At 73.5% G+C, this 23,480-nt stretch carries 24 protein-coding genes and 1 tRNA gene; 10 read left to right on the top strand and 15 right to left on the bottom strand.

Annotation, left to right across the window (positions count from 1 at the left end; genetic code table 11):
* Positions 1-187: 187 nt before the first annotated feature.
* The 5 genes from ABVB68_RS23270 to ABVB68_RS23250 form a co-directional block, all read right to left on the bottom strand.
* The gene (locus ABVB68_RS23270) at positions 188-490 is read right to left on the bottom strand and encodes a hypothetical protein (RefSeq protein ID WP_353603043.1); all 303 of its coding nucleotides are present in this window, start codon (positions 488-490) and stop codon (positions 188-190) included.
* A gap of 346 nt (positions 491-836) precedes the next feature.
* Positions 837-1,157 (bottom strand): DUF202 domain-containing protein, encoded by a 321-nt coding sequence (locus tag ABVB68_RS23265; RefSeq protein ID WP_353603042.1) that lies wholly within the window; start codon positions 1,155-1,157, stop codon positions 837-839.
* Positions 1,145-1,537, bottom strand: a complete 393-nt coding sequence (locus ABVB68_RS23260) for a YidH family protein (RefSeq protein WP_353603041.1) — start codon at positions 1,535-1,537, stop codon at positions 1,145-1,147. The genes ABVB68_RS23265 and ABVB68_RS23260 overlap by 13 nt, the downstream gene beginning before the upstream one ends.
* Before the next feature lie 21 nt (positions 1,538-1,558).
* Complete coding sequence (locus ABVB68_RS23255; RefSeq protein ID WP_353603040.1) at positions 1,559-2,074, bottom strand: NUDIX domain-containing protein; 516 nt, start codon at positions 2,072-2,074, stop codon at positions 1,559-1,561.
* 70 nt (positions 2,075-2,144) lie between these two features.
* Entirely contained in the window at positions 2,145-3,059 is a 915-nt protein-coding gene (locus ABVB68_RS23250; protein WP_503006217.1) for a DMT family transporter, read from the bottom strand.
* A 521-nt stretch (positions 3,060-3,580) separates the two neighbouring features.
* Between ABVB68_RS23250 and ABVB68_RS23245 the strand changes: the two genes are divergently transcribed.
* The 3 genes from ABVB68_RS23245 to ABVB68_RS23235 all read left to right on the top strand — a co-directional run bounded on the left by ABVB68_RS23245 (position 3,581) and on the right by ABVB68_RS23235 (position 6,299).
* Complete coding sequence (locus tag ABVB68_RS23245; RefSeq protein ID WP_353603038.1) at positions 3,581-4,555, top strand: hypothetical protein; 975 nt, start codon at positions 3,581-3,583, stop codon at positions 4,553-4,555.
* A 405-nt stretch (positions 4,556-4,960) separates the two neighbouring features.
* Positions 4,961-5,689: a molybdopterin-dependent oxidoreductase gene (locus ABVB68_RS23240; RefSeq protein ID WP_353603037.1), complete on the top strand. Its 729-nt coding sequence runs from the start codon at positions 4,961-4,963 to the stop codon at positions 5,687-5,689.
* Complete coding sequence (locus ABVB68_RS23235; RefSeq protein WP_353603036.1) at positions 5,673-6,299, top strand: cytochrome b/b6 domain-containing protein; 627 nt, start codon at positions 5,673-5,675, stop codon at positions 6,297-6,299. The genes ABVB68_RS23240 and ABVB68_RS23235 overlap by 17 nt, the downstream gene beginning before the upstream one ends.
* A 245-nt stretch (positions 6,300-6,544) precedes the next feature.
* On the opposite strand, the gene ABVB68_RS23230 is transcribed toward ABVB68_RS23235, so the two are convergent.
* From ABVB68_RS23230 to ABVB68_RS23215, 4 genes are read right to left on the bottom strand one after another with little or no spacing between them, the layout of a single operon-like run.
* Positions 6,545-7,564: an L-idonate 5-dehydrogenase gene (locus ABVB68_RS23230; RefSeq protein WP_353603035.1), complete on the bottom strand. Its 1,020-nt coding sequence runs from the start codon at positions 7,562-7,564 to the stop codon at positions 6,545-6,547.
* Between the two features lie 32 nt (positions 7,565-7,596).
* Positions 7,597-8,358: an SDR family oxidoreductase gene (locus tag ABVB68_RS23225; protein ID WP_353603034.1), complete on the bottom strand. Its 762-nt coding sequence runs from the start codon at positions 8,356-8,358 to the stop codon at positions 7,597-7,599.
* Positions 8,359-8,371: 13 nt separating this feature from the next.
* Positions 8,372-9,769 carry a GntP family permease gene (locus ABVB68_RS23220; RefSeq protein ID WP_353603033.1) on the bottom strand — a complete coding sequence of 466 codons (1,398 nt, stop codon included), beginning with the start codon at positions 9,767-9,769 and terminating at the stop codon, positions 8,372-8,374.
* Positions 9,770-9,809: 40 nt separating this feature from the next.
* A complete protein-coding gene (locus ABVB68_RS23215; protein WP_353603032.1) occupies positions 9,810-10,328 on the bottom strand; it encodes a gluconokinase in 519 nt (172 codons plus the stop codon).
* Between the two features lie 140 nt (positions 10,329-10,468).
* Between ABVB68_RS23215 and ABVB68_RS23210 the strand changes: the two genes are divergently transcribed.
* A complete protein-coding gene (locus tag ABVB68_RS23210) occupies positions 10,469-11,170 on the top strand; it encodes a FadR/GntR family transcriptional regulator (RefSeq protein ID WP_353603031.1) in 702 nt (233 codons plus the stop codon).
* Positions 11,171-11,176: 6 nt separating this feature from the next.
* Here ABVB68_RS23210 and ABVB68_RS23205 read toward each other — a convergent pair whose 3' ends face one another.
* Positions 11,177-11,560 carry a YchJ family protein gene (locus ABVB68_RS23205; RefSeq protein ID WP_353603030.1) on the bottom strand — a complete coding sequence of 128 codons (384 nt, stop codon included), beginning with the start codon at positions 11,558-11,560 and terminating at the stop codon, positions 11,177-11,179.
* 145 nt (positions 11,561-11,705) lie between these two features.
* On the opposite strand from ABVB68_RS23205, the gene ABVB68_RS23200 reads away from it, so the two are divergent.
* On the top strand, positions 11,706-12,017 hold the full coding sequence (locus ABVB68_RS23200) for a dsRBD fold-containing protein (RefSeq protein ID WP_353603029.1): 312 nt from the start codon (positions 11,706-11,708) through the stop codon (positions 12,015-12,017).
* A gap of 633 nt (positions 12,018-12,650) precedes the next feature.
* On the opposite strand, the gene ABVB68_RS23190 is transcribed toward ABVB68_RS23200, so the two are convergent.
* Positions 12,651-12,738 (bottom strand) — tRNA-Leu (locus tag ABVB68_RS23190).
* A gap of 293 nt (positions 12,739-13,031) precedes the next feature.
* Between ABVB68_RS23190 and ABVB68_RS23185 the strand changes: the two genes are divergently transcribed.
* From ABVB68_RS23185 to ABVB68_RS23175, 3 genes are all read left to right on the top strand, one after another.
* On the top strand, positions 13,032-14,357 hold the full coding sequence (locus ABVB68_RS23185; RefSeq protein ID WP_353603028.1) for a M20/M25/M40 family metallo-hydrolase: 1,326 nt from the start codon (positions 13,032-13,034) through the stop codon (positions 14,355-14,357).
* 145 nt (positions 14,358-14,502) lie between these two features.
* Positions 14,503-14,736, top strand: coding sequence for a chaplin ChpH (gene chpH, locus ABVB68_RS23180; RefSeq protein ID WP_353603027.1), 234 nt, complete (start codon positions 14,503-14,505; stop codon positions 14,734-14,736).
* 145 nt (positions 14,737-14,881) lie between these two features.
* Positions 14,882-15,787, top strand: coding sequence for a chaplin family protein (locus ABVB68_RS23175; RefSeq protein ID WP_353603026.1), 906 nt, complete (start codon positions 14,882-14,884; stop codon positions 15,785-15,787).
* A gap of 182 nt (positions 15,788-15,969) precedes the next feature.
* Here the strand turns inward: ABVB68_RS23175 and ABVB68_RS23170 are convergent, their stop codons facing one another.
* On the bottom strand, positions 15,970-16,158 hold the full coding sequence (locus ABVB68_RS23170) for a DUF5703 family protein (protein WP_014671721.1): 189 nt from the start codon (positions 16,156-16,158) through the stop codon (positions 15,970-15,972).
* A 47-nt stretch (positions 16,159-16,205) separates the two neighbouring features.
* Here ABVB68_RS23170 and ABVB68_RS23165 point away from each other — a divergent pair, with 47 nt between their 5' ends.
* Positions 16,206-16,904 carry a hypothetical protein gene (locus ABVB68_RS23165; protein ID WP_353603025.1) on the top strand — a complete coding sequence of 233 codons (699 nt, stop codon included), beginning with the start codon at positions 16,206-16,208 and terminating at the stop codon, positions 16,902-16,904.
* Positions 16,905-17,465: 561 nt separating this feature from the next.
* On the opposite strand, the gene ABVB68_RS23160 is transcribed toward ABVB68_RS23165, so the two are convergent.
* Together ABVB68_RS23160 and ABVB68_RS23155 are read right to left on the bottom strand one after the other, a co-directional pair.
* Entirely contained in the window at positions 17,466-19,967 is a 2,502-nt protein-coding gene (locus tag ABVB68_RS23160; protein ID WP_353603024.1) for a helix-hairpin-helix domain-containing protein, read from the bottom strand.
* Positions 19,964-20,947, bottom strand: a complete 984-nt coding sequence (locus ABVB68_RS23155) for an aldo/keto reductase (RefSeq protein ID WP_353603023.1) — start codon at positions 20,945-20,947, stop codon at positions 19,964-19,966. Before ABVB68_RS23155 ends, ABVB68_RS23160 begins: the two co-directional genes overlap by 4 nt.
* Before the next feature lie 205 nt (positions 20,948-21,152).
* On the opposite strand from ABVB68_RS23155, the gene ABVB68_RS23150 reads away from it, so the two are divergent.
* Positions 21,153-22,208 (top strand): LLM class F420-dependent oxidoreductase, encoded by a 1,056-nt coding sequence (locus ABVB68_RS23150; protein WP_353603022.1) that lies wholly within the window; start codon positions 21,153-21,155, stop codon positions 22,206-22,208.
* Positions 22,209-22,477: 269 nt separating this feature from the next.
* Here the strand turns inward: ABVB68_RS23150 and corA are convergent, their stop codons facing one another.
* A complete protein-coding gene (corA, locus tag ABVB68_RS23145) occupies positions 22,478-23,473 on the bottom strand; it encodes a magnesium/cobalt transporter CorA (protein WP_353603021.1) in 996 nt (331 codons plus the stop codon).
* Positions 23,474-23,480: the final 7 nt, after the last annotated feature.

The raw sequence follows: 23,480 nt of genomic DNA, 5'->3' as shown, positions 1-23,480 counted from the left end.
GAAACGTGACCGGGGCCACCCCGGGCTCTGCCGGAGATTCCCGCCACGTGCGGGGCGGATCGTCGCCGGACGTGCGGGGCGGATCGTCGCCGGGCGGGCGGGGCGGACGGGAATCGCCGGACAGGTGTCAGACCGAAGGCCCCCCGGTGGAGCGCCGGGGAGCCTTAGGTCGTCGCCCGCGGGCGGGTCAGTGGTCGTCCCAGTGGTCGCCGTGCTCGGCGTGCCGGTGCCCGTCGTGCAGATAGTCGACGTGATCGCCGTGCCGCACCTGCGGGTGCCCGCACTCGTCGTGGTGCACGTGGTCGTGTTCCTCGTGCGTGGTGTGCCCGGCCGGTTCGCACTCGTCCCAGTGGCCCGCGTGCTCACGGTGCAGATGGCCGTCGTGCGCGTAGTCGAGGTGGTCGCCGTGCGGCACGGCCGTGTGCCCGCAGTCCGGCCCGTGGGCGTGCGTCCCGTGCTCGGTGTGTTCCTGGTGAAGGGTGGTGTCCATGGTGCTCACCTTCGGGATACGGGGGTTGACGACGGACAGGCTGCCACGCGAAAGGTGCATATAGGGGCATCCCGGTTGCGTGGCGTACGACTACCCCGAGCCCGGTTGCGGCCGCAGCGCCGGACGGGACACGTGCGGCGGACGGCGGGCCGTGGCTCCGGCAATAGACGGCGGGTGGTGGCTCCGGCAGGCAGCGCTCGGGGTCGGCAGCGGGCGGCGGTCGGTGGGCAGCGCTCGGGGTCGGCAGCGGGCGGCGGTCGGTGGGCAGCGCTCGGGGTCCGCAGCGGGTGCCGGTGGTCGGTCCAGGGCGCGCTCGGTGGCCGGAGGCCGGCGCGGGGGACGGTGCCTAGACCACGAGTACGGCCGCGCACACCGCCAGCGCCACCACGCACAGGACCGCCGTCGTCGCGTGCCGGGGGCTGAGCGCCGGCGGCGGCGTAGCGCCGGACAGGGCGCGGATCCGGCGGTGGGAGATCCGCAGGAAGCCCAGCCAGAGCGCGCAGCACACCGCGCACACGACGGCCCCGGCGACCGACACACCGTGCAACGCGGCGCGCGCGGCGAGCACGGTGGCCACGGCGGCGGACAGGGTCGTACGGCGCCAGGCCAGCCGGGTGCGCTCCGGTTGCAGCCCGGGGTCCCGGACGGCGGTGCTCATCCCTCCCATCCGACCAGCACCACGACCACCATGGCGATGGCCACCACCGCCACGACCAGGCTCAGCACCGCCGGGAACCGGGACGCGGGCAGGTCGTCACCGCGCCGGATGGCCCGCTCGCAGCGCACCCAGTGGTTCACCGCACGCAGGGAACACAGCACACCGGCCGCCAGCAGGGCGAGCGCGAGACCGACCCGCCACGCCCAGCGCAGGTCCGGCAGGAACTGGTCCACCGCGAATCCGCCGCCGATCAGCGCGAGCGCGGTCCGCAGCCAGGCCAGGAAGGTGCGCTCGTTGGCCAGCGAGAACCGGTAGTCGGGTGTGCGGCCCTCTTCCCGCACCCGGTCCGGGGCGAACCACAGCCTGATGTTCGTCACGAATTCGCTCACACCGCCGACCCTACCGGCGCCTCACCCCCCGGCCCGGAACGCCCGCAGCCTCTCGTAGGCGGCCAGCCCGTCCGGCACCCACTCCCACGCGCCGAGCCGGGACTCGACCTCCTCCTCGGGCAGGAAGTCGTACCACTGGACCTCCTCCGCCTGGGGCCGCACGGGCAGCTCGCAGCGCACCTCGTACACCGCCGACCACCAGCTCTTCCCGGCCCCGTCGTCGTACAGGAACTTGAAGAGGAACGCCGGCCGGGGCAGTCCGCTCACGCCCAGTTCCTCCTCGGCCTCCCGCAGGGCCGCCTCGTCGTAGGACTCGCCCGCCCCGACGACCCCGCCGACGAACATGTCGTACAGGGCGGGGAAGACCAGCTTGGTCGCCGTACGCCGGTGCACGAAGAGCCGGCCGGCCGCGTCCCGGGCCTGGACGAACACGCAGCGGTGGCGCAGCCCGCGGGCGTACACCTCGCCGCGCGGGCGGCGGCCGACGACCCGGTCGTGCTCGTCGACGATGTCGAGGATCTCGTCAGCAGGGTTCATGGCGTTCATCCAAGCAGGGGTCCTTCAGCGTCGCTGCAGGTCCCGGGCCGGGGGCTCGCGTCCGGGTTCTTCAGCGTCGCTGCAGGTCCCGGGCCGGGGGCTCCGCGTCCGTCGCGCCGCACGGCATCGCCGGGTGCATCCCGAGCAGCACGATGCCCACGACCACGGCCGCGAGCCCCGACGCCTGCCAGGCCAGCGCCCCGGTGTCGGTGCGCAGCCGGTCGCCGAGGAAGCCGACCCCGCACAGGATCCCGGCGAGCGGTTCGGCCGCGGTGAGCGCCGGCAGCGACATGCGCAGGGGAGCCGTCTCGAACGCGCTCTGCACGAGTATCAGCCCGGTGATCCCGCAGGCCAGCACGCCGTACGGCTGCCAGCCGGTGAACAGCTCCGTGAGGCCGCCCTCGGAGAAGCGGGTGCCGCTCACCCGGGTGAGCGCGTCCTGCACGCCGTACAGCAGCCCGGCGGCGGTGGCCAGCAGCACGGGGCCCCAGCTCAGCCGGGAGCGCTTGGCGTACGCCGTGAGTACGAGCGCGGCGCCCACCATGACGCCGATGATCAGCCAGTGCCGCAGCGGGTCGGTGACGGCGCTGCCGCCGCGCGGTTCGCCCGCCAGGATGAACGCGCTCACCCCTCCGGCGAGCAACACCAGACCGGCCCAGCCCTGGCGGCCCAGCGACTGCTTGGTCTGGTGGCGGGAGAGGGCGAGCGCGAACAGCAGATTGGTCGCGAGCAGCGGCTCGACCAGGGAGATCTCGCCCTTGCCGAGCGCGACGGCGCCCAGCACCATGCCGGCCACCATCAGGCCCAGACCGCCCAGCCAGCGCGGCACCCGCATCAGGTCGAGGAGCAGGCGGGGCGAGAGGAAGTCGTTGAGCGGTGCCCGCTGCGCGGCGTTCTGCTGGAGCACGAAACCGAAGCCCAGACAGCAGGCCGCACTCACGGCGAGGAGGAGAACCAGAACGGACACGCTGCGTACCTCGATCATCCGGCCGGACCACGGACGCGTAGTGGCCGACTGTAGCGCTCCGGGGCGGCGATGACCCGGAGAGTACCCGGAACCGGGCGGTTGATTCGGTCACGCTGCCGGGCCGGCCGCAGGGCGGCGGAGCGGCCGGGAAGCCGGGAAGGCGGCGGGACCGTCAGGCCATCGTCCGCGGCCGGGCGGCCCGGCGCCATGGCCTACGCCACAGCGGTCCGTCCGGAGCCATGGCGTACGCCACAGATCGCCCAGGGGACGCGCCGACGCCGTACGGCGATGCGAGCGCGCCGATGTCCGACGGGTGGGGTCCGGGGGCCGGGCCATCCGCCGGGGCCCCGTGGCCCATGCCGCGGCAGTCCGCTTGGCGCCGCCGCACGGGTCGCCGACCGGTCCCGCGTCCCTCAAATACCCTTTTGCACACGGTAGTTGAAGCGAGCAACCTGAGCGTTCCGCTTGACGTGATCCTTGGCTGGGGGTTTGCTGTGCGTGATCGGTCGATGGCAGCCCGAGAAACAGGAAGTCGCGCGGTGCCTCCACTCCCGCCTCTGCTCCACCCTCGCCGGGCCCGCACGGACGAGTCCGGCGGCGCCGCCCCGGACGGCCGCGGCGCCTTCGACGACGCGCTGGACGACGCCGAGCTGCGCACCGCGAGAGCCGCGTTGGCGCAGGGCCGCCGGCAGGCCGCCCGTGCCCTGCTGCTGCACACCGGTGACGACTGGGACCGCCGCGGCCACCGTCTCACCGTGCTCGCCCGGGAACCGTACGCCGCCGCCTGGGCGCACGACTGGGTGCGCGCGGAACCCGGGTCCGCCGATGCCGCCACGCTGTACGCCCTCGCCCTGGTCCGGCGTGCCCTGCGCGGCAAGGACGACCCCGACGAGGCCCGCGAGGCCTGTGCCGCGGCCGCCGGACTCGCCCCCGCCGACCCCACGCCGTGGCTCGGCCTCCTCCTGCTCGCCCGCACCCTGGGGCCGGAGCGCGAGGTGCTCGGCACCTTCGCCGAGCTGCGCCGCCGCCACCCCGAGCACCACCACGCCCACCATCTGTTGATCGCCCGCCTCGCCGAACGGCCCGCCGCCGGCCGGGCCGAGTCCCACGAGGTCTACGACCTCGCCGAGTCGGCCGCCGCCCAGGCCCCCGCCGACTCCCCGCTGGCCGTCCTGCCGGTCGTCGCGTACGCCGAGCGCCACCGGGTCCTCGCCGCCACCGGCCGGGGCCCGGCCGACCCGGCCGCCCGCGGGCACTGGTCCGGCCCCCGGGCCCGCCGGATCCTGCGCGCCGGGTTCGACTGGTGGCTGGAGTGGGAGCACGACGAGCACCCCCGCCGCCACCTCGATCTCAACCACCTCGCCTTCGCCCTGTCCTCAGCCGGCCGCCCGGCCGAGGCGGCGGCCCTCTTCCAGCGCATCGGCGAGCACGCCACCCCGGTGCCCTGGTCGTACGGACACGGCGACCCGTCGGCCGCCTTCCAGGCGGCCCGCGCCCGCGCGCTGGGGCACTGAGCGCCGCGGCCCGCGCCCGCGCCGGGGCCGCGCCGGGGCACCGAGCGACGGGTCTCCGCCAAGTCTCGCGGCGTCCGTCTAGTCCCGCGGGGTCGGCCAAGTCCCGCGGGAGTCCCGCGGGGTCGGCCAAGTCCCGCGGGAGTCCCGCGGGGTCGGCCAAGTCCCCCGGGAGTCCCGCGGGGTCCGCCAAGCCCCGCGGGGTCCGCCAAGCCCCGCGGGGTTCGCCAAGACTCGCGGGGTTCGCCAAGACTCGCGGCGTCGGCCAAGTCCCGCGGCGTCCGCTGAGACACCCGGCTGCGCGAGACGTACGTAAACGGTGATGACGTACGTGAGAAGTGATTACGGAACTCTGACCGACGTCCCGATTCCCTGGTCCTCCGGGGCCCCGAGTGCTCGAATGAACAGGTGAACCCTGAACAGTCCGAGGAGCCGGACGGCCGGCCGATCGGCCGCCGCGTCTTCCTCGGTACCCTCGGCCTGGGCGCGCTCGGCGTGGTCGCCGCGCCGGCGCTGCAACGCGGTCTCGAAGGCTTCTTCGGAGCGGTCGCCGGCAAGGACCCCACGGGCCTGACCGGCCTGCTGCCCAACGGCGGGGGCTTCCGCTACTACTCCGTGGCCGCCTCCGTGCCGCACAAGAGCGCCGCGGACTACCGCCTCACCATCGACGGCCTGGTCGACCACCCGCGTGGCTACAGCCTCGCCGACCTGCGCGCGCTGCCGCAGACACGGCTGGTCAAGGACGTGCAGTGCGTCACCGGCTGGCGGGTCCCCGGCACCCCCTTCGAGGGCGTCCGCCTCTCCGACCTGCTGGACGCCGCCGGGGTCCGCTCCTCCGCCAAGGCCCTCCGCTTCACCTGCTTCGACGGCACCTACACGGAGAGCCTCACCCTCGACCAGGCCCGCCGGCCGGACGTCCTGGTCGCCCTGCGCATGCAGGACAAGGACATCGGCCACGACCACGGCGGTCCCGTCCGCCTCTACGTCGCCCCGATGTACTTCTACAAGTCGGCAAAATGGCTCTCCGGCATCACGGTCACCGACCGGGTGAAGCCCGGCTACTGGGAGAACCTCGGCTACGACGTCGACGCGTGGGTCGGCCGTTCGAACGGACGCACCGATGCCCCCACGAACTGACACCCCGGCCCCGCCCACCGCCCGGGTGCGCCGCTTCAGCCCGGCCGAACGATGGGTGCACCGTACGACGGCTGCGCTGATGGGCGTGTGCGTGGTGACCGCGGCCGTCCTCTACATCCCGCAGCTGGCGGTCATGGTCGGCCGCCGTGAACTGGTCGTGCGGGTCCACGAGTGGGCGGGTCTGGCGCTGCCGGTGCCCGTTCTGCTGGGCCTGGCCTCCCGGGCCTTCCGCACCGACCTGCGCTTCCTCAACCGGTTCGGCCCGCACGACCGGCTCTGGCTGCGCGCGGCCCTGCGCCGGGACAGACGCCACTCCTCGCGTCCGGCCGGCAAGTTCAACGCCGGCCAGAAGATCTACGCGGCCTGGATCGCCGGAGCGACACCGGTGATGCTCGGCACGGGCCTGATGATGTGGTTCACGCATCTCACGCCGCTGGTGTGGCGGACCTCGGCGACCTTCGTCCACGACTGGCTGGCCCTGACGATCGGCGTGGTCCTGGCGGGCCACATCGGCATGGCCCTGGGCGACCCGGAGGCGAGGAGGGGCCTGCGCACGGGAACGGTCTCGAGAGCCTGGGCGGACCGCGAACACCCACTGTGGCGCCCCTGACCCCCCCGACCCACGGGCGGTCACGGTCCCGCCGCGCCTCTGCTCCTCCGCCGCGCCTCTGCTCCTTCGGCCGCGACGGCGCCCGGCCGTACGTGGCCCGGCCCGGCGGTGCCGTACGTGGCGCGGCCCGGCGTGCCTCTACGTGGCGTGGCCGGGCGGTGTCGTCCGTGGCGTGGCCGGGCGGTGTCGTACGTGGCGTGATCCGCCTCCGGACCCCGCCCGGGAACCCCGATCCGGGTGCGCTCTCAGAACTCCAGCAGCACCTTGCAGGACCGCTCCCGGTCCGCCGCCAGAGCGAACGCGGCCGCGGCGTCCCGGACCGGAGCCACCGCGCTGATCAGCCCGTCGAACTCCCCACGGGCCGCCAGCAGTCGCAGGGCCTCGTCGAACTCGGTGTCGAAGCGGAATGCCCCCCGCAGCTCGATCTCGCGGCTCACCAGAAGATTCCCGGCGAACGGGCTCTGCCCGGGCGGCAGCATCCCGAGCTGCACGACCACGCCCCCGCGCCGCACCAACCGCAGACAGGTGCCGAGACCGGCCGCCACCCCGGACGCCTCGACGGCCACGTCCACCTCCCGCGGCCACCCGGAGTCGTCCGGATCGTCGGCCCGCACCAGTGTGTCGGCCCCGGCGACGGCCGCGTACCGCAGCGCCTCCGGCACCAGGTCGGTCACCGTCACCCGCGCCGCACCGGCCGCCTTCGCCGCGGCGACGACCAGGCAGCCGATCGGCCCGGCCCCGGTCACCAGCACGTGCCCGCCGGAGACGGGTCCGGCCCGCCGCACCGCGTGCAGCGCCACCGAGAGCGGCTCGGTGAGGGCGGCCCGCCGCAGCCCGAGCCCGTCCGGCAACGCCCTCAACTGCCCGGCCGGTACGGCCACATGCGCCGCGAACCCGCCCTGTACGTGCGGAAAGCGGGCCGCACTGCCCAGATACCGGGTGTCGCGGCACACGTGCGCCCGCCCGCCGGCACACTCCGGGCAGGCCCCGCACGGCGTCGCCGGGTGCACGGCGACCGCCGTACCCGCCCCGGGACCCGTGGCCCCGGGGCCGTAGGAGACCACGGTGCCCACCACCTCGTGCCCGAGGACCATCGGTTCCCGGAGCCGGAAGTCGCCGACGCCGCCGTGCCGCCAGTAGTGCAGATCGGAGCCGCACACGCCGCCGTACCGGACGGCCACCAGAGCCTCACCCGGCCCGGGTTCGGGAGCCGGCAGTTCCGCCACCCGCAGGTCGCCCGCGCCGTGGATCACACAACCCAGCATGTCCGCCGCCTCTTTCCCCAGGACGTCCGTCCCTACAGGACGCTCGTCATCCCGCCGTCGACGTACAGCACCTGTCCGCCGACGAAGTCCGCAGCGGGCGAGGCGAGGAAGAGCAGTGCGCCCACGAGGTCCTCGGTACGGCCCCACCGGCCGGCCGGGGTGCGCCCGCGCACCCACGCGCTGAACTCCTCGTCCTCGACGAGGGGCCGGGTCAGCTCCGTCTCGATGTAGCCGGGGCCCAGGCCGTTGACCTGGACGCCGTACGGCCCCCAGTCCGCGCACATGCCCTTGGTGAGCATCTTCAGCGCGCCCTTGGTCGCCGCGTACGGCGCGATGCCCGGCCGGGCCACCTCGCTCTGCAGCGAGCAGATGTTGACGATCTTCCCGCGGCCGCGCCGCGTCATCCGCCGGGCGGCCTCCCGGCCGACCAGGAACGCGCTGGTGAGGTTGGTGTCCAGGACGCGGTGCCAGTCGGCGTCGGTGAACTCCAGCAGCGGGGCCCGCAGTTGCATGCCCGCGTTGTTCACGAGGATGTCGAGCGGGCCCACCCGCTCCTCGACGTCCGCCATCCCGGCGGCCACGGCCGGGCCGTCGGTCACGTCGAACACGGCCGTGCGGACGTCACCGGGGAGTTCGGCCGCGGCCTCGGCCAGCCGGTCGCCGTCGCGCCCGTTGAGCACCACGGTGCAGCCGGCCTCGGCCAGCCCACGGGCCAGCGCGAGGCCGATGCCCCGGCTGGAGCCCGTGACCAGGGCCGTACGGCCGCCGATGTCGAAGAGGGGGTGAGCCGTCATCGTCGCAGCGCTCCTAGATCACCAGCGACAGCAGCAGGATCAGACCGCCGGCGACCACCGAGATGATCGTCTCCATCACCGACCAGCTCTTGACGGTCTGCCCGACGCTCAGTCCGAAGTACTCCTTCACCAGCCAGAAGCCGGCGTCGTTGACGAAGCTGAAGAAGAGCGAACCGGCGCCGATGGCGAGGACCAGCAGCGCGGTGTGCGTCGTCGACATGTCGGCCGCGAGCGGCGCGACCAGACCGGCCGCCGAGACCGTCGCCACCGTGGCCGAGCCGGTCGCCAGCCGGATCACCACCGCGATCAGCCAGCCCAGCAGCAGAGCGGGGATCGACCAGTTCTTGGAGACGTCCAGGATCATCTGGCCCACGCCGGAGTCGATCAGCGTCTGCTTGAAGCCGCCGCCCGCGCCGACGATGAGCAGGATGCCGGCGATGGGCATCAGGCCCTTCTCGACGGTCTGCTGCAGCCGGTCCTTGGTGAATCCGGCGGGGCGTCCCAGCGTGAAGAACCCGACGAGCACGGCGGCGAGCAGGGCGATCAGCGGGGAGCCGATGACGTCGAAGGCACGCTGGGTGCGGTTCGCCGGGTCGTCGATGACGATGTCCACCAGCGCCTTGGCCAGCATCAGCACCACCGGCAGCAGCACGGTGGCGAGCGTCGCGCCGAAGCCCGGCCGGCGCTCCAGCTCCTCCGAGGCGCGCTGCGGCAGCATCCGGTCGGGGGCCGGCACGTCCACCCAGCGGGCCGCGACCTTCGAGAACAGCGGGCCGGCGACGATCACCGTGGGTATGGCGACGAGGATGCCGAACGCCAGGGTCACGCCCAGGTTGGCGTGCAGTGCGTCGATCGCGACCAGGGGGCCGGGGTGCGGTGGGATCAGGCCGTGCATCACGGACAGACCGGCCAGCGCCGGGATGCCGATGCGCATCAGGGAGTAGTTGCCCCGCTTGGCGACCATCAGCACGACCGGGATCAGCAGCACGATGCCGACCTCGAAGAACAGCGGCAGGCCGATCACGGAGGCGATCAGCACCATCGCCCAGGGCATGGCGCGCCCGCTCGCCCTGGCCAGGATCGTGTCGACGATCTGGTCGGCGCCGCCGGAGTCGGCGAGCAGCTTGCCCAGGACCGCCCCGAGCGCGATCAGGACGCCGACGCCGGCCACGGTGTTGCCGAGCCCGGTGGTGAAGCTGGTGATGGCCTTGTCGAGCGGCGCTCCGGCGACCGCTCCGAGCACCAGTGACCCGATGGTCAGGGCCAGAAAGGCATGGAGCTTGAACTTGGTGATGAGCAGGACGATCACTGCGATGCCCACCAGGACGGCGATGCCCAGCTGGGCGTGTCCGGCGGTGGTGATCGGCGGAGGCGCGTCCGCTGCCAGCATCTCGACGCTGAGTCTGGTCACGGGGGTTCCCTTGCGGTTACGGGGGACTTTTTCGGGGGTGCTACGCGGATGCGGCGGAAAGGGCGTCCAGCGCCCGTACAGCGCGTTCGGTGATGTCCTGCGGGCTGCCGCTGACGTCCACGGCGACACCGGCCTCGTCCGGCTCCAGCGGCTGGAGCGTGGCGAACTGGGAGTCCAGCAGCGCGGTCGGCATGAAGTGCCCCTGACGCTGGCTCATCCGGTCCTCGATCAGCTTGCGGTCGCCCGTGAGGTGCAGGAACACCGCTCCCGGGGCCACGGCCCTGAGCCGGTCGCGGTACGACCGCTTCAGCGCCGAACTGCTGACCACCCCGCCGAGCCCTGCCCGGTCGTGCGCCCAGTGCCCGATGGCGTCGAGCCAGGGCCACCGGTCGCCGTCGTCGAGCGGGGTGCCGGCCGACATCTTGTCGATGTTGGCCTGCGGGTGGAAGTCGTCGCCCTCGGCGTACGGGACGCCCAGCCGAGCGGCGAGCAAGGGACCGATCGTCGTCTTGCCCGTCCCCGCGACGCCCATCACGACGACGACCTGGGGGGTACGCATCACTGCCTCGCTGTCTTCCTCGACATCCGACGCCACATCGGCGTCGCCACACTGAAACCCATTAGGTACGACGAATTCAAGAGCCTGTGACATATAAGTCTGACTTTTTGTCTCCGTGATCCACGCCGTACGCTGAGTGCATGACCACACCGGGCCGCGGGCTGCACGGCCGCGTTCTCGACTCCCTCGGCCCCTCGATCACGGCGGGTGAGTACCCCCCTGGCAGCGTTCTGCGCACGGACGAACTCGCACAGCACTTCGAGGTGTCACGCTCCGTGATGCGGGAGGCGGTCCGGGTGCTCGAATCCATGCACCTGGTCGAGTCCCGCCGCCGCGTGGGCGTGACGGTCCGCCCCAAGGCCGAGTGGAACGTCTACGACCCACAGGTCATCCGCTGGCGCCTGGCCGGCGCCGACCGCCCCCACCAGCTGCGCTCCCTGACCGTGCTGCGCTCCGCGGTCGAACCGGTCGCGGCGGGCCTCGCCGCGAAGAACGCCACGGCGCAGCAGTGCGCGGAACTCACCGAGTGCGCCCTCGGCATGGTGGCCAACTCACGCGGCCACAAGCTGGACAAGTACCTCGTCCACGACGTCGCCTTCCACCGGATCGTGCTGTGCGCCTCCGGCAACGAGATGTTCGCCCGCCTCGGCGACGTCGTCGCCGAGGTGCTGGCCGGCCGCACCCATCACGAGGTCATGTTCGAGGACCCCGACCCGGCCGCCGTGACCCTGCACGTGCAGGTGGCGGAGGCGGTCCGGGCCGGTGACGCGGTCCGCGCGGAGGAGCTGACCCGGCAGATCACCGTGGGCGCCCTGCAGGAACTGGACATCCTGGCGCCCTAGCCGGCGCTAGGCGCGCTCTTCGGGAAACTCCCCGTCCACATACACCCACGCCCCGTCCACCCGCTCGAACCGGCTGCGCTCGAGCAGCGAACCGCCCCGGTAGGAGGCGCGGAAGGTCACCGTGCCCGTGCTGTGGAACGCGGACCCGTCGGTGCGGCCGAGGACCTCCAGTCCGGTCCACCTCGTCCGCGGATCCAGGTCCAGCCGCCCCGGCCGGGTGTCCGGGTGCCACGTGCGCAGCAGATAGCCCGCGTCCCCCCGCACGAACGCGGCGTACCGCGACCGCATCAGCGCCTCGGCGGTCGGCGCGGCGGCCGCGCCCGCGTGGAAGCGGCCGCAGCAGGCGTCGTAGGGCAGGGGCAGTCCGCAGGGGCAGGTGAGCGTGGTCATGCGTCACATTCTGCAACCCCCTGCGCGACGGCCGTGGCGCCGCCCGGCACGCACCCTGCGGGCACCGCCCGGCCGGTGCACAGTGGAAGGGATGACGCGCCGGTGCGTCACCCGGGCTCGCCACGCAGTGAGGGAGAGACGGACGATGACTCGACCCGTGAACAGCCGTCCGGCGTCCGTCAAGGAATGGCGGCTGAACCTGTACCTGTCCGAACACGACCCCGACACCACGGCCCGGATCATCCTCGACACCGGGGACAACGTGCTGGAGAGCTGTGCGGAGGCGCGCCGCAGCCCCTACGACCGGGCGATGCCGGACATCGGTGACGAACTCGCCGCCGGACGCGCGCTGATCGCCATGGGCCGGCTCCTGGTGCGCGCGGCGGAAGGCGACATCGAGGCCATGGGCGCCGCCGAGACCACAGCGCCGGCCGGCCTCTGGCAGCCCCAGGAGTGACGCACCCCCGGCGCGCTCGGCCACCCACCCGTCCGCCGGGCCCCGCACCCGGCCGTCGGGCTCGAAGAGGGGACGGCGTGCGCCGGCACCCGCGAGACGGCCGGCCGCTCGAAGCAGGCCGTTCCCGAGCGGGAGGCGGTCGGGCTGCTGGAAGCGGCCGTTCCCGAGCGGGAGGGGGTCGGGCTGCTGGAAGCGGCTGTTCCCGAGCGGGAGGGGGTCGGGCTGCTGGAAGCCGGCCGGCCCGAGCGGGGGAGGGGGCCGGGCTGCTGGAAGCGGCTGTTCCCGAGCGGGAGGGGGTCGGGCTGCTGGAAGCCGGCCGTTCGCGCGCCGGAGACCGCCATCGTCTCGGTGCGCCGGTACTCGGCCACCTTCTCGGCGATCGACCGGCCCGCGTTCGGGATCTCCCTGAGCGCGTCGGCGCCCGTCCGCGAGACGTCGGCGGGATGGCCGCCGATGGCACGCCGCCTGCTCGTAGGCACGCGGCCCGAAGGCGTCGCCTTCCGTGATCGCGACGAGGCCGGCGTACTCCCGCAGGAGCGCCTCGACCTCCTCGTCGCGCCGGGCCACGCCCCAAGTCCAGGAAGGCCGGCAGGCCGGGGCACGAAGAAGGCCCCCGCATCGCGGGGGCCCCACTGGTGTCCGAGGGGGGACTTGAACCCCCACGCCCGATAAAGGGCACTAGCACCTCAAGCTAGCGCGTCTGCCATTCCGCCACCCGGACAAGGTGTCTGTCGTACGAGCTTCCCTCGGCGGGTTCTCCTCGCGGCGACGAAGGAAACACTACCAGGCTTCCGGGGGTGGCCGATCACCCCCCGTCCCCGGTGCGGGCCTGGCGTGAACGGCGTGTGACGGGCCGGGACCGCTCTTGGGCCCCGGGCGCGGGCGGAGGGAGGATGAGGAGGCACGGCAGGACGGCCCCGGCACGACGGCGGGCCGGACGGCCGGCGGACAGCGGCCAGTGACAGCGGGCCGGACGGCCGGCGACAGCCGGCAGTGACAGCGGGAGGAAGCAGCGTGAGCGAGACGGACACGGGCAGGGGCGTCACCGGCGAGGACGAGGTCGTGGACCTCTGCCGCGAGCTGATCCGGTTCGACACCAGCAACTACGGCGACCATTCCGGACCCGGTGAGCGCAAGGCCGCCGAGTGGGTCGCCGAGAAGCTCGCCGAGGTCGGGCTGGAGCCGCAGATCTTCGAATCGCACCCGGGGCGCGCCTCGACGGTGGCCCGCATCGAGGGCGAGGACCCGTCCCGGCCCGCACTGCTGATCCACGGCCACCTCGACGTCGTACCCGCCAACGCCGACGACTGGACCCACCACCCGTTCTCCGGCGAGATCGCCGACGGGTGCGTGTGGGGGCGCGGGGCCGTCGACATGAAGGACATGGACGCCATGACGCTCGCGGTCGTGCGCGACCGGCTGCGCAGCGGGCGGCGGCCTCCGCGGGACATCGTGGTCGCCTTCCTCGCCGACGAGGAGGCGGGCGGCACCTGGGGCGCCCGGCACCTCGTCGACCGTCACCCCGAGCTGTTCGAGGGCGTCACCGAGGCGATCAGCGAGGTGGGCGGCTTCTCCTTCACCGTGAACGAGCAGCGGCGGCTCTACCTGATCCAGACTGCCGAGAAGGGCATGCACTGGATGAAGCTGACCGTGGCCGGGACCGCCGGGCACGGGTCGATGATCCACCGCGACAACGCCATCACCGAACTGTCCGAGGCCGTCGCCCGGGTCGGCCGGCACAAGTTCCCGGTGCGGGTCACCAAGACCACGCGCGCCTTCCTCGACGAGCTGGGCGACGCCCTCGGCACCGAGCTGGACCCGGAGGACATGGAGTCCACCCTCGCCCGGCTCGGCGGCATCGCCAAGCTCATCGGCGCGACCCTGGGCAACACCGCCAACCCCACCCAGCTGAACGCCGGGTACAAGGTCAACGTGATCCCGGGCGAGGCCACCGCGCACCTCGACGGACGGTTCCTGCCGGGCCACGAGGAGGAGTTCCTCGCCGACCTCGACCGGCTGCTCGGGCCGCACGTGCGCCGCGAGGACGTGCACTCCGACAAGGCGCTGGAGACCACCTTCGACGGCGCGCTGGTGGCGGCCATGCAGTCCGCGCTGCTGGCCGAGGACCCCGCGGCCAAGGCGGTCCCGTACATGCTCTCCGGCGGCACCGACGCCAAGTCCTTCGACGACCTCGGTATCCGCGGCTTCGGATTCGCGCCGCTGAAGCTCCCGCCGGAGCTGGATTTCGCCGGCATGTTCCACGGTGTCGACGAGCGGGTGCCGGTCGACGGCCTGCAGTTCGGGGTGCGCGTACTCGACCGCTTCATCGACCAGTCGTGACGTCCTGCCCGCAGGTAATCGGGCAGTCGTACGAGATCCACTGAGAAGGGTGAATGCGACCATAAGCTCGTAGCTCGATTAGTCCCTCCTCGTTACAGGTGATGCGATCAGCTAATTGTGATCGCATTGTCAACGAGGAGGAATAATGATCAAGAAGGTCGTCGCTGCCGCGGCTGCAACCGGTGGTCTGGTTCTGGCGGGCGCGGGCCTGGCCGTCGCGGACTCCGGTGCCCAGGGTGCCGCCGTGCACTCCCCGGGTGTCGTCTCCGGCAACGTCATCCAGGTGCCCGTGCACGTCCCGGTGAACGTCTGCGGCAACACGGTCAACGTGATCGGGCTCCTGAACCCCGCCTTCGGCAACACCTGTTTCAACAAGTGACGCCGGCTTTCTGAGGAAGCGACTTCCACGAGCCGTCGGCCTCGGAGCGCGCGCCACGCGTTCCGAGGCCGACCGGTCTTTTTCATACCGGTCTGCTTTTCGGACCGGTCGTTCTGGGGAAATCGAAGGCAGGGGGGAATTCAGCATGCGACTGGGCACCCGCAAGGGTCTGATGACCATGGCCGCGGCAACCGGCGTGATCGCCGCCGCGAGCGGCTACGCGCACGCCGACTCGGGCGCGGCGGGCACCGCCAGCGGCTCACCCGGCGTACTGTCCGGCAACACGGTGCAGGCGCCGGTGCACGTGCCGGTGAACGTCTGCGGCAACACCGTCAACGTGGTCGGGCTCCTCAACCCGTCCGTCGGCAACAAATGCGCCGAACACGGCGGCACTTCGGGGGGATACGGCGACACGGGCGGCCACGGCGGCTCCGGCGGCTCGCACGCGGGCGGCCACACCGGCGGCTCACCGGGCGTGGGCTCCGGCAACACCGTGCAGGTGCCGATCGACGTCCCGGTGAACGTCTGCGGCAACAGCGTCAACGTCATCGGTGCCGGAAACGTCGCGACGGGCAACGACTGCGCCAACGGCGGCGGTCACCACACCCCGCCCGGAAACCCGGGCCACCCCGGCCATCCCGGTGAGCCGGGCCACCCGGGCCATCCTGGTGAGCCGGGGCACCCGGGCCATCCTGGTGAGCCGGGGCACCCGGGCCATCCTGGTGAGCCGGGGCACCCGGGCCATCCTGGTGAGCCGGGGCATCCGGGCAACCCCGGGCATCCGGGCAACCCCGGGCATCCGGGCAACCCCGGTAGCCCGCAGCACCCGGGCGGACCGGGCAACCCGGGCCCGCGCCCCGCTGTGGACGGCTCGACCCACGAGGGTTCCTCCCAGGTCAGCGCGCGCGGTCGCGGCTCGTCCGGCGAGCTGGGCGTCACCCAGCTCGCGCACACCGGCAGTGACGTGCCGCTGGGCGTGGCCCTGCCGGTCGGCGCGGGCGCGCTGCTCGCGGGCGCGGTGCTCTACCGCAAGGCGCGCGCCGCGGCGTAGGCCCGGGCCGGGCACGAAGGCGGTACCGGCCGGCCGGGAAGGTGCTCCGCGGCCGGGACGCTCGCTCCCGGGGCGGGGCGGTCGTGCCGCCTGCCGCCGAGGCCCGTCGAGGGTGTCCGTCCGGTACCGAAGGAGCGGGCCCCGCCATGCCGGCGGGGCCCGCTCCGTTCATCGCCGCCGTCTCACCACGTGGCACGCACCTGGCGGATGATCCGCCGGCGCAACCGCACCCTGCGGCTGCCGTCCCGCAGGAGGCTCAGTCGGTCCAACTCCCAGTGTCCGTACTCGGCATGGTCCGTCAGCAGGCGTGTGGCCTCTTTGCGGGACACCCCGCGAGGCACATACACGTCGACAAATTCGTATTCCGGCATCGCATCTATTGTGCGGGCTGGTGCCCGGTACGGATAGCGTCTGCACTATGTCTGATGCTGCGCAGCCCACCGCTGCCGAGGTACGTGCCGCCGCCGAGGCGGTGAAGACCGCGCTCGACCGTCACCTGGCGGCGGTCGAACGCAGGTCGGGGGAGGACGACCCGGCCGTCTCCGAGGCGTTCAACCAGCTGGCCGCGGCCGCCGAGGCGTACGACGAAGTGCTCTACGACCGCTACGACGAGGTCACCCCCTTCGAGATCCCGGGTGCGGAGGACACGCTGCCGCCGTACGCGGGCCCCGAGGAGCCGAACGCCCTCAGCGTGCTGATCCGGCGCGACTACACCGTGGCGGAACCCCAGCGGCTGCTGGCGCAGGCCCAGCGGGTGGAAGCGGCCGACGAGTACCAGGACATCGGCGGGAACGGCGAGGGTGCCGTCGCCACGGTCCCTGGTGCGCTGGGCATCCTCTTCGGCGAGTTCGAACCGGACGAGATCGCCTCCCGGCACAAGGAGTTCGGCCTGGAGGAGGGCGACTCCACGCTCTGGGTCACCGCGGCGGACGAGGCTCCCGAGCCCGGGGAGTGGCTGGACGCCCCGTTCGAGCAGGCCGACCAGCAGCCGGTGGTGTGCCGGTTCGACGTCAGCGCCGTCTTCGACGACGAGGACGAGTCCGACGAGGAAGACGATCTCGAGTTCGTGGAGGACGTGGAGGACGAGGACCTGGAGCCGCTCGACACCGAGAAGTGAGGGGCGGGGCGGGGCGGTGCCGTCGGACCGAGGCCGGCCCGGCCCCGCCGCCGGGCCGCTCCGGGCGAGGCCGGTAGGGCACCCCGGGCAAGGCCGGTAGCGCACTCCGGTCTCCGCCGTCGAGGCCGGTCCGGGCCGAGGCCGGTACGGTGCCTGTGTGCCGGGCTGTCGGGGTCGGTCCGGGCCGAGGCTCGTACGGCATCGCCGGGCCCTGTCCCGGGCGGCTTCCGGCCAGGGCCGGTACGGCAGCACCCGTGCACGGCCGGGCCCTGCCGGTGCCGGGCCGTCGGGGGCGGTCCGGGCCGAGGCTCGTACGGCATCGCCGGGCCCTGCCCCGGGCGGCTTCCGGCCAGGGCCGGTACGGCAGCACCCGTGCACGGCCGGGCCCTGCCGGTGCCGGGCCGTCGGGGTCGGTCCGGGCCGAGGCTCGTACGGCATCGCCGGGCCCTGCCCCGGGTGGCTCCCGGCCAGGGCCGGCACCGGCACCACCCAGGCATCGCCGGGCCACGCCGGTGCCGCGCCGTCGGGGCCGATCGCCGTGGCGGACGGGGACGAAGCGGCTCAGTCCGCCGCCGGCACCTGGGTGCGCAGCAGGGTCTGCAGGCGGGTCGTGCGGGGCTTGGCCTGGATCTCCGCGACCGCCCTCGGCAACGCCTGCTCCACCCCGTGGACCACGGACAGGTGCCGCTCCGCCCGGCCGAACGCCGTGTACACCCAGGGCCTGCTCAGGGCCTGGGCGGCGTCGCCGGGCAGCACCACGACCGCCGCCGGCCAGCGGGCGCCCACCGCCTGGTGCGCGGTCAGCGCCCAGCCGAACCGCACCTGGCTCTCCACCCGCTCCCGCGGTACGACGACGGCGACGCCCGCGCACGTCAGGTGCAGCCCGTCGGCGTCGGCCCGCACCACCACCCCCGGCACCGAACGACCCGGCGCGGGGGAGTGGACGATCCGGTCGCCCGGGTCGAAACCGCCGAAGCGGCCGGGGCCGGGGTTGAGGCGTTCCTTCAGAGCGGCGTTCAGCGCACGGGTGCCCGCGGCACCACCGTGGCCCGGCGTGATCACCACGGTCTGCCCGGCCGGGACGCCGATCGCCCGGGGCACCGAGTCCGCGACCAGCTGCACCGTCCGGTGCACGGCCTCTCCCGCGTCCCGCACGGGGACGATGACGACCTCCTTGCCCGGGGCGGCCACCTTGTTCAGCTCGCCGATGCCCACACCGGAGACCAGCTCGCCGAGCGGGCCGGGGTCGGGCAGCCGGGAGGCGATCTGGGGGCAGGCACGGGCGGCGAGGAGATCCGCGAAGACCCGGCCGGGCCCCGCGGACCACAGCACCGCGGGATCGCCGCTGAGCACCAGCCGCGCCCCGTCGGGCAGTGACTCCACGAGCATCGCGGCGCCTTCCACGTCCAGTTGGGGCGCGTCCAGCACGATCAGCAGATCGAGGTCCAGCGCCCCGTCCGGGTCCCGGCCGGGGCCCTCGGTGCCGGACAGCAGACCGGCGACCGTGCCCACACTCCGCCCCGCCGGATCCTCGCCCGCCAGGGCGGCGAAGCGGTGGCTGCCGTCGGGCGTGTGGCAGGCGGCGAAGGCCCGCAGACCGGCGGCGCGGGCGGCACCGAGCAGCGCGGCCGGTTCGCAGCGGGCCGCCTCCCCGCCGGTGTGCAGCACCAGCCCGTGCCCGGCGACCGCGCGCACCAGCTCGGCCGCACCGCCGGACACCGTGGAGGACACCGTCTGCCAGGCCTGCTCGGCCTCCTTGGACAGCGAGTTGACCAGCCGGGCCAGGCCGTCGGCGAGGCTCTCCTCCGCCAGCGCGTACCGCTCCAGGCCGACGAGGACCCGGACCGGCCGTTCCACCTCGCCGTCCTCGCCGGCGTCTTCCCCGGTGTCCCGGCCGGGCTGCGCGGCCTGGGCGGCCGGAGGCGTGTGTTCCTCCAGCGCGTCCTGGAACACCAGGGCCTCGCCCTCCGCGAGGCAGCTCTGCACCGCCGCGTCCGCGTCCGGCACGCCCTGCCGCCCGAGAGCCGTGACGAGCGTGGGCAGTTCCACGGCGGTGTGTCCCGCTACGGCGGCCTGCTCCAGCAGCCAGCCGGTGACCGCGCGGCCCCGCCGCTCGTCGTCCGGGCCGCAGCCGGCACCGAGCAGCCCCCGTGCGAAGCCGTCGGCCTGCTCGGGCCGGACCCCGGTGACGCGGAGCAACCGCCAGGGGTCCTCCCGCAGCGCGCCGCCCGCGCCCTCGCCCAGGGCCGCGGCAACCTGCGGGGCCAGCGTGTCGGGCGCACCGCCCTCGGCCAGCACCTGGCGCACATCCGCCACGGTCTCCGGTGCGGGCACGCCGGGTCCGCCGGAGACGGGGGCGGCCTGCGGCCGCCGGGCGGGCTCCGGAGCCGGGCGGCGCGGGGCCGGTGCGGGCTCGGCGAACACCGTGGCCGCAGGCTTGTCTCCGCCCTCCACGGCGCGCACCGCGGCGAGCAGGTCGGCGGCCGTGCCGCTGAGCTTGGAACCGGCCTCGATCGGAGCCTTCTCGGCCTTGCGCCGCTCGATCCGCTCCCGCTCGATGCGCTGCGCGGCCAACTCGGCCTCCGCCTCGGACAGCTGGGCAGCGGCACCCTTCTCGGCCCCGGTTCCGGCCGCCCCGGCCTCAGCCGTCTCGGCCCCGGTTCCGGCCGCCCCGGCCTCAGCCGTCTCGGTCTCGCTTCCGGCGGTCCCGGCCTCAGCCGTCTCGGCTTCGCTTCTGGCCGTCCCGGTGTCGGCTGTCTCGGCCTCGGTCCCGGCCGTCCCGGCCTCAGCCGTCTCCGTCCCGGCCGCTTCCGAGCCAGCCGCCTCCGATTCGGCCACTTCCGACTCAACCGTCTCCGAGCCAGCCGTCTCCGCCCCGGCCCCCTCGGCCCCCTGGGCCGGCTCGACCTGGGCCCCCTCGGCTCCTTCGCGGTCCACGACGGCCGCCGCCGTACCGCCGTCGCCCGCACCGCTCCCGGTGGGCGCGGCTGCCTGCCCCGGCGCCTCCGGGGTGTCCGGCGTCCCCGGCCCGGCCTTCTCCGTGGTCTCCGGCTCCGTGCTCACAGCGTGCTCCAGTCGTGATCGGGATAGCGGTGCACGGGCGCCGACACATCGTCCAGCGCCCGGCAGATCTCGTCAGGAAGACTAAGGGCCTCCACTGACAACGCCGCCGTGAGCTGCTGCGCGTTGCGCGCGCCGACGATCGGCGCGGCCACGCCCGGCCGGTCCCGGACCCAGGCGAGGGCCACCTGCAGCGGGGTGACCGCGAGCCCGTCGGCCGCCGTCGTCACCGCGTCCACGATGCGCGTCGCCGCGTCGTCCAGGTACGGCTCGACGAACGGCGCGAGCTGCTCGGAGGCGCCGCGCGAGTCCGGGGGAGTGGTGTGCCGGTACTTGCCGGTCAGCACCCCGCGGCCCAGCGGCGAGGACGGCAGCAGGCCGACGCCCAGGTCGAGCGCGGCGGGCAGCACCTCGCGCTCCACGCCCCGCTGGAGCAGGGAGTACTCCAGCTGCGTGCTGGCCAGCCGGGTGCGGATGCCCGGCGCCGCGAGCTGCCAGGTGGCCGCCTTGGCGAGCTGCCAGCCGCAGAAGTCGGCCACTCCCGCGTACCGGACGCGGCCGCTGCCGACCGCCAGGTCGAGGGCCTGGAGCGTCTCCTCGAGCGGCGTCAGGGAATCGAAGGCGTGCACGTGCCACACGTCGACGTAGTCCGTGCCGAGGCGGGCCAGGGAGGCGTCGAGGGCGGCGAGGAGATGGCCGCGGGAGCCGTCGACGCGGCGGTCGGGGTCGGGCACGCTGCCCGCCTTGGTGGAGATCACCAGGTCCCGGCGCGGCACCAGCCCGTCCATCAGCCTTCCGAGCAGGTACTCCGCCCCGCCGTCGCCGTACACGTCCGCGGTGTCGACGAGGGTGCCGCCTACCTCCCAGAACGCCTTCAGCATGTCCGCGGCGTCGTGCTCGTCGGTGTCCCGGCCCCAGGTGAGGGTGCCGAGTCCGATGCGGGACACGCGCAGGCCGGTACGGCCGAGATGCCTCTGCTCCATGCTCGCGAGATTACTGGCCAGAACTGCTGCCGTGGGTTGCCTGTGGACAACCCGGACGCCTGCGGGTGCCCGGCTCCGCGGCAGGCCGTGGGACAAGCGCGCGGAACCCGTGGGCACGCCCCCGCCCCGGTGCCCTGCCGTCGGCCCGCACCTCGCGCTAAGGTCTGCCCACAGGGACGTTACTCACGGGTAAGGGGAATCGGTCATGGAGCTCGGGATCAACCTCGGCTACTGGGGTGCCGGAATGGACGGGGACAACCTGGCGGTGGCGCAGGAGGCCGACCGGCTGGGCTTCTCCGTGTGCTGGGCCGCCGAGGCGTACGGCTCCGACGCCGCCACGGTGCTCAGCTGGGTCGCCGCGCAGACCGAACGCATCGACGTCGGCTCGGCCATCTTCCAGATCCCGGCCCGGCAGCCGGCGATGACCGCCATGACGGCGGCGACACTGGACTCCCTGTCCGGCGGCCGGTTCCGGCTCGGCCTCGGCGTCTCCGGTCCACAGGTCTCCGAGGGCTGGTACGGCGTCAAGTTCGACAAGCCGCTGGCGCGCACGCGCGAGTACGTGGAGATCGTCCGCCGGGCGATGACCCGGGAGCGGCTGACGTACGACGGTGCGCACTGGACGCTGCCGCTGCCCGGCGGCCCGGGCAAGCCGATCAAGCTGACCGTGCACCCGCAGCGCGAGCACATCCCGCTGTACATCGCCGCCATCGGCCCGAAGAACCTGGAGCAGACCGGCGAGATCGCCGACGGCGCGCTGCTGATCTTCCCCGCCGCGGAGCACCTCGAGGAGACCACGCTCACCCACCTGCGGGCCGGCCGCGAGAAGGCGGGCAAGACCCTGGACGGGTTCGACGTGTGCCCGACCCTGCCGCTCGCCGTCGGCGACGACAAGGACGTGACCCGCCTCGCCGACACCTTCCGCCCCTACACCGCGCTGTACGTCGGCGGCATGGGCAGCGCCAAGCAGAACTTCTACAACCAGCTCGCGCAGCGCATGGGTTACGAGAAGGAGGCCGCCGAGATCCAGCAGAAGTACCTGTCCGGCGACAAGCAGGGCGCCGCGGCCGCCGTCCCGCACGACCTCATCGACAAGACCACCCTGCTGGGCTCCGTCGACCGCATCGCCGACCGGATGAAGGCCTACGCCGCCGCCGGGGTCACCACCCTCAGCCTCGCCCCCGCCGGCTTCACGCTCGACGAGCGGCTGGCCTCGCTGCGGGCCGGCAGCGAGGCACTGGAGCGCGCCGGTCTCGCCTAGGCCCGTCCGCCACCGGAGGAATTTCCCACGGCCGTGGTGGGGGCTCGGGGGTCTTCCCCGCCACGGCCGTCACGGGGAACAACGCGCGCGGCGCCGCGCGGTTACGACTCCCGCGGTCCTTCTTCCGGCCGAGTCGGCGCGCATCCCCGTCGGGGTTCCCCTCTGTCCGCCTTTGTCCGGATGGTCGCGTACGGCGAGGACAACCGCCGGCACGCCGCGACGCCCTCGCCGGCACCGCGACGGCGGCCGCCGGGTACGCCCGAGCCGGCTCACAGCCAGCCGCGCCGCTTGAACTGGCGATGCAGCAGCACCTCCAGAACGGCCATCAGCGCGATCACCGCCGGATACGACCACACCCAGTGCAGCTCGGGCATGTGGTCGAAGTTCATGCCGTAGATCCCCGCGATCATCGTGGGAACGGCGGCCATCGCCGCCCACGCGGAGATCTTCCGCATGTCGTCGTTCTGCCGCACGCTCGTCTGCGCCAGGTGCGCCGACAGGATGTCCGACACCAGCCGGTCCAGACCGTCCACGGACTCGTTCACGCGCGTGAGGTGGTCGTTCACATCCCGGAAGAACGGCCGCGCCTTGTCGGGCACGAACGGCACGTCACCGCCCGTCTGGCCGACGCCGGCCAGCCGCGTCATCGGCACGGCCAGCGGCCCGGTGGCCCGGCGGAACGTCAGGACCTGCCGCTTGAAGGCGTAGATCCGGGACGCGGTGTTGCGCGAGCCGCCGGTCTCCGGCTGGAAGACCTCCGCCTCCAGCTCGTCCAGGTCGGTCTGCAGCTCCGTCGCCACCTCCAGATAGTGGTCCACGACGGCGTCGGAGACCGCGTACATCACCGCCGTCGGGCCCTTGTCCAGCAGCTCGGGCTCCTGCTCCAGCCGCTGCCGCACCGACGCCAGCTGCGCACCCTCCCCGTGCCGGACGGTCACCACGAACGAGTCACCGACGAAGATCATGATCTCGCCGGTGGACACCGTGTCGCTCTCCGGTTCGTACACGACCGGCTTGAGGACCAGGAACAGTGAGTCGTCGTACACCTCCAGCTTGGGCCGCTGATGCGCCTTGAGCGCGTCCTCGACGGCCAGCGGATGCAGCCCGAACTCCCGGGTGACCAGGTCGAACTCGCGCTCCGACGGCTCGTGCAGCCCGATCCAGACGAATCCGCCCGCCGCCCGGGCCTCGTCGAGCGCGTCGGACAGGTCCTCAGGGCCCTCACTGCGGTGCCCGTGCCGGTATATCGCGCAGTCCACGATCACGCTGCGT

This window comes from Streptomyces sp. NPDC096012 (assembly GCF_040426375.1).
GTDB lineage: Bacteria > Actinomycetota > Actinomycetes > Streptomycetales > Streptomycetaceae > Streptomyces.
This window is presented reverse-complemented; position numbering and strand designations above follow the sequence as displayed.

What these genes read in the sequence shown, in the direction of transcription:
- ABVB68_RS23265 (WP_353603042.1), bottom strand. Translation starts at nt 1,157, where the DNA reads ATGGGAGGGATGAGCACCGCCGTCCGGGACCCCGGGCTGCAACCGGAG.
- ABVB68_RS23165 (WP_353603025.1), top strand. Translation starts at nt 16,206, where the DNA reads ATGTCTGATGCTGCGCAGCCCACCGCTGCCGAGGTACGTGCCGCCGCC.
- ABVB68_RS23255 (WP_353603040.1), bottom strand. Translation starts at nt 2,074, where the DNA reads ATGAACCCTGCTGACGAGATCCTCGACATCGTCGACGAGCACGACCGG.
- ABVB68_RS23235 (WP_353603036.1), top strand. Translation starts at nt 5,673, where the DNA reads ATGCCCCCACGAACTGACACCCCGGCCCCGCCCACCGCCCGGGTGCGC.
- chpH (WP_353603027.1), top strand. Translation starts at nt 14,503, where the DNA reads ATGATCAAGAAGGTCGTCGCTGCCGCGGCTGCAACCGGTGGTCTGGTT.
- ABVB68_RS23155 (WP_353603023.1), bottom strand. Translation starts at nt 20,947, where the DNA reads ATGGAGCAGAGGCATCTCGGCCGTACCGGCCTGCGCGTGTCCCGCATC.
- ABVB68_RS23210 (WP_353603031.1), top strand. Translation starts at nt 10,469, where the DNA reads ATGACCACACCGGGCCGCGGGCTGCACGGCCGCGTTCTCGACTCCCTC.
- ABVB68_RS23150 (WP_353603022.1), top strand. Translation starts at nt 21,153, where the DNA reads ATGGAGCTCGGGATCAACCTCGGCTACTGGGGTGCCGGAATGGACGGG.
- ABVB68_RS23250 (WP_503006217.1), bottom strand. Translation starts at nt 3,059, where the DNA reads ATGATCGAGGTACGCAGCGTGTCCGTTCTGGTTCTCCTCCTCGCCGTG.
- ABVB68_RS23175 (WP_353603026.1), top strand. Translation starts at nt 14,882, where the DNA reads ATGCGACTGGGCACCCGCAAGGGTCTGATGACCATGGCCGCGGCAACC.
- ABVB68_RS23230 (WP_353603035.1), bottom strand. Translation starts at nt 7,564, where the DNA reads ATGCTGGGTTGTGTGATCCACGGCGCGGGCGACCTGCGGGTGGCGGAA.
- ABVB68_RS23205 (WP_353603030.1), bottom strand. Translation starts at nt 11,560, where the DNA reads ATGACCACGCTCACCTGCCCCTGCGGACTGCCCCTGCCCTACGACGCC.
- ABVB68_RS23270 (WP_353603043.1), bottom strand. Translation starts at nt 490, where the DNA reads ATGGACACCACCCTTCACCAGGAACACACCGAGCACGGGACGCACGCC.
- ABVB68_RS23170 (WP_014671721.1), bottom strand. Translation starts at nt 16,158, where the DNA reads ATGCCGGAATACGAATTTGTCGACGTGTATGTGCCTCGCGGGGTGTCC.
- ABVB68_RS23215 (WP_353603032.1), bottom strand. Translation starts at nt 10,328, where the DNA reads ATGCGTACCCCCCAGGTCGTCGTCGTGATGGGCGTCGCGGGGACGGGC.
- ABVB68_RS23225 (WP_353603034.1), bottom strand. Translation starts at nt 8,358, where the DNA reads ATGACGGCTCACCCCCTCTTCGACATCGGCGGCCGTACGGCCCTGGTC.
- ABVB68_RS23200 (WP_353603029.1), top strand. Translation starts at nt 11,706, where the DNA reads ATGACTCGACCCGTGAACAGCCGTCCGGCGTCCGTCAAGGAATGGCGG.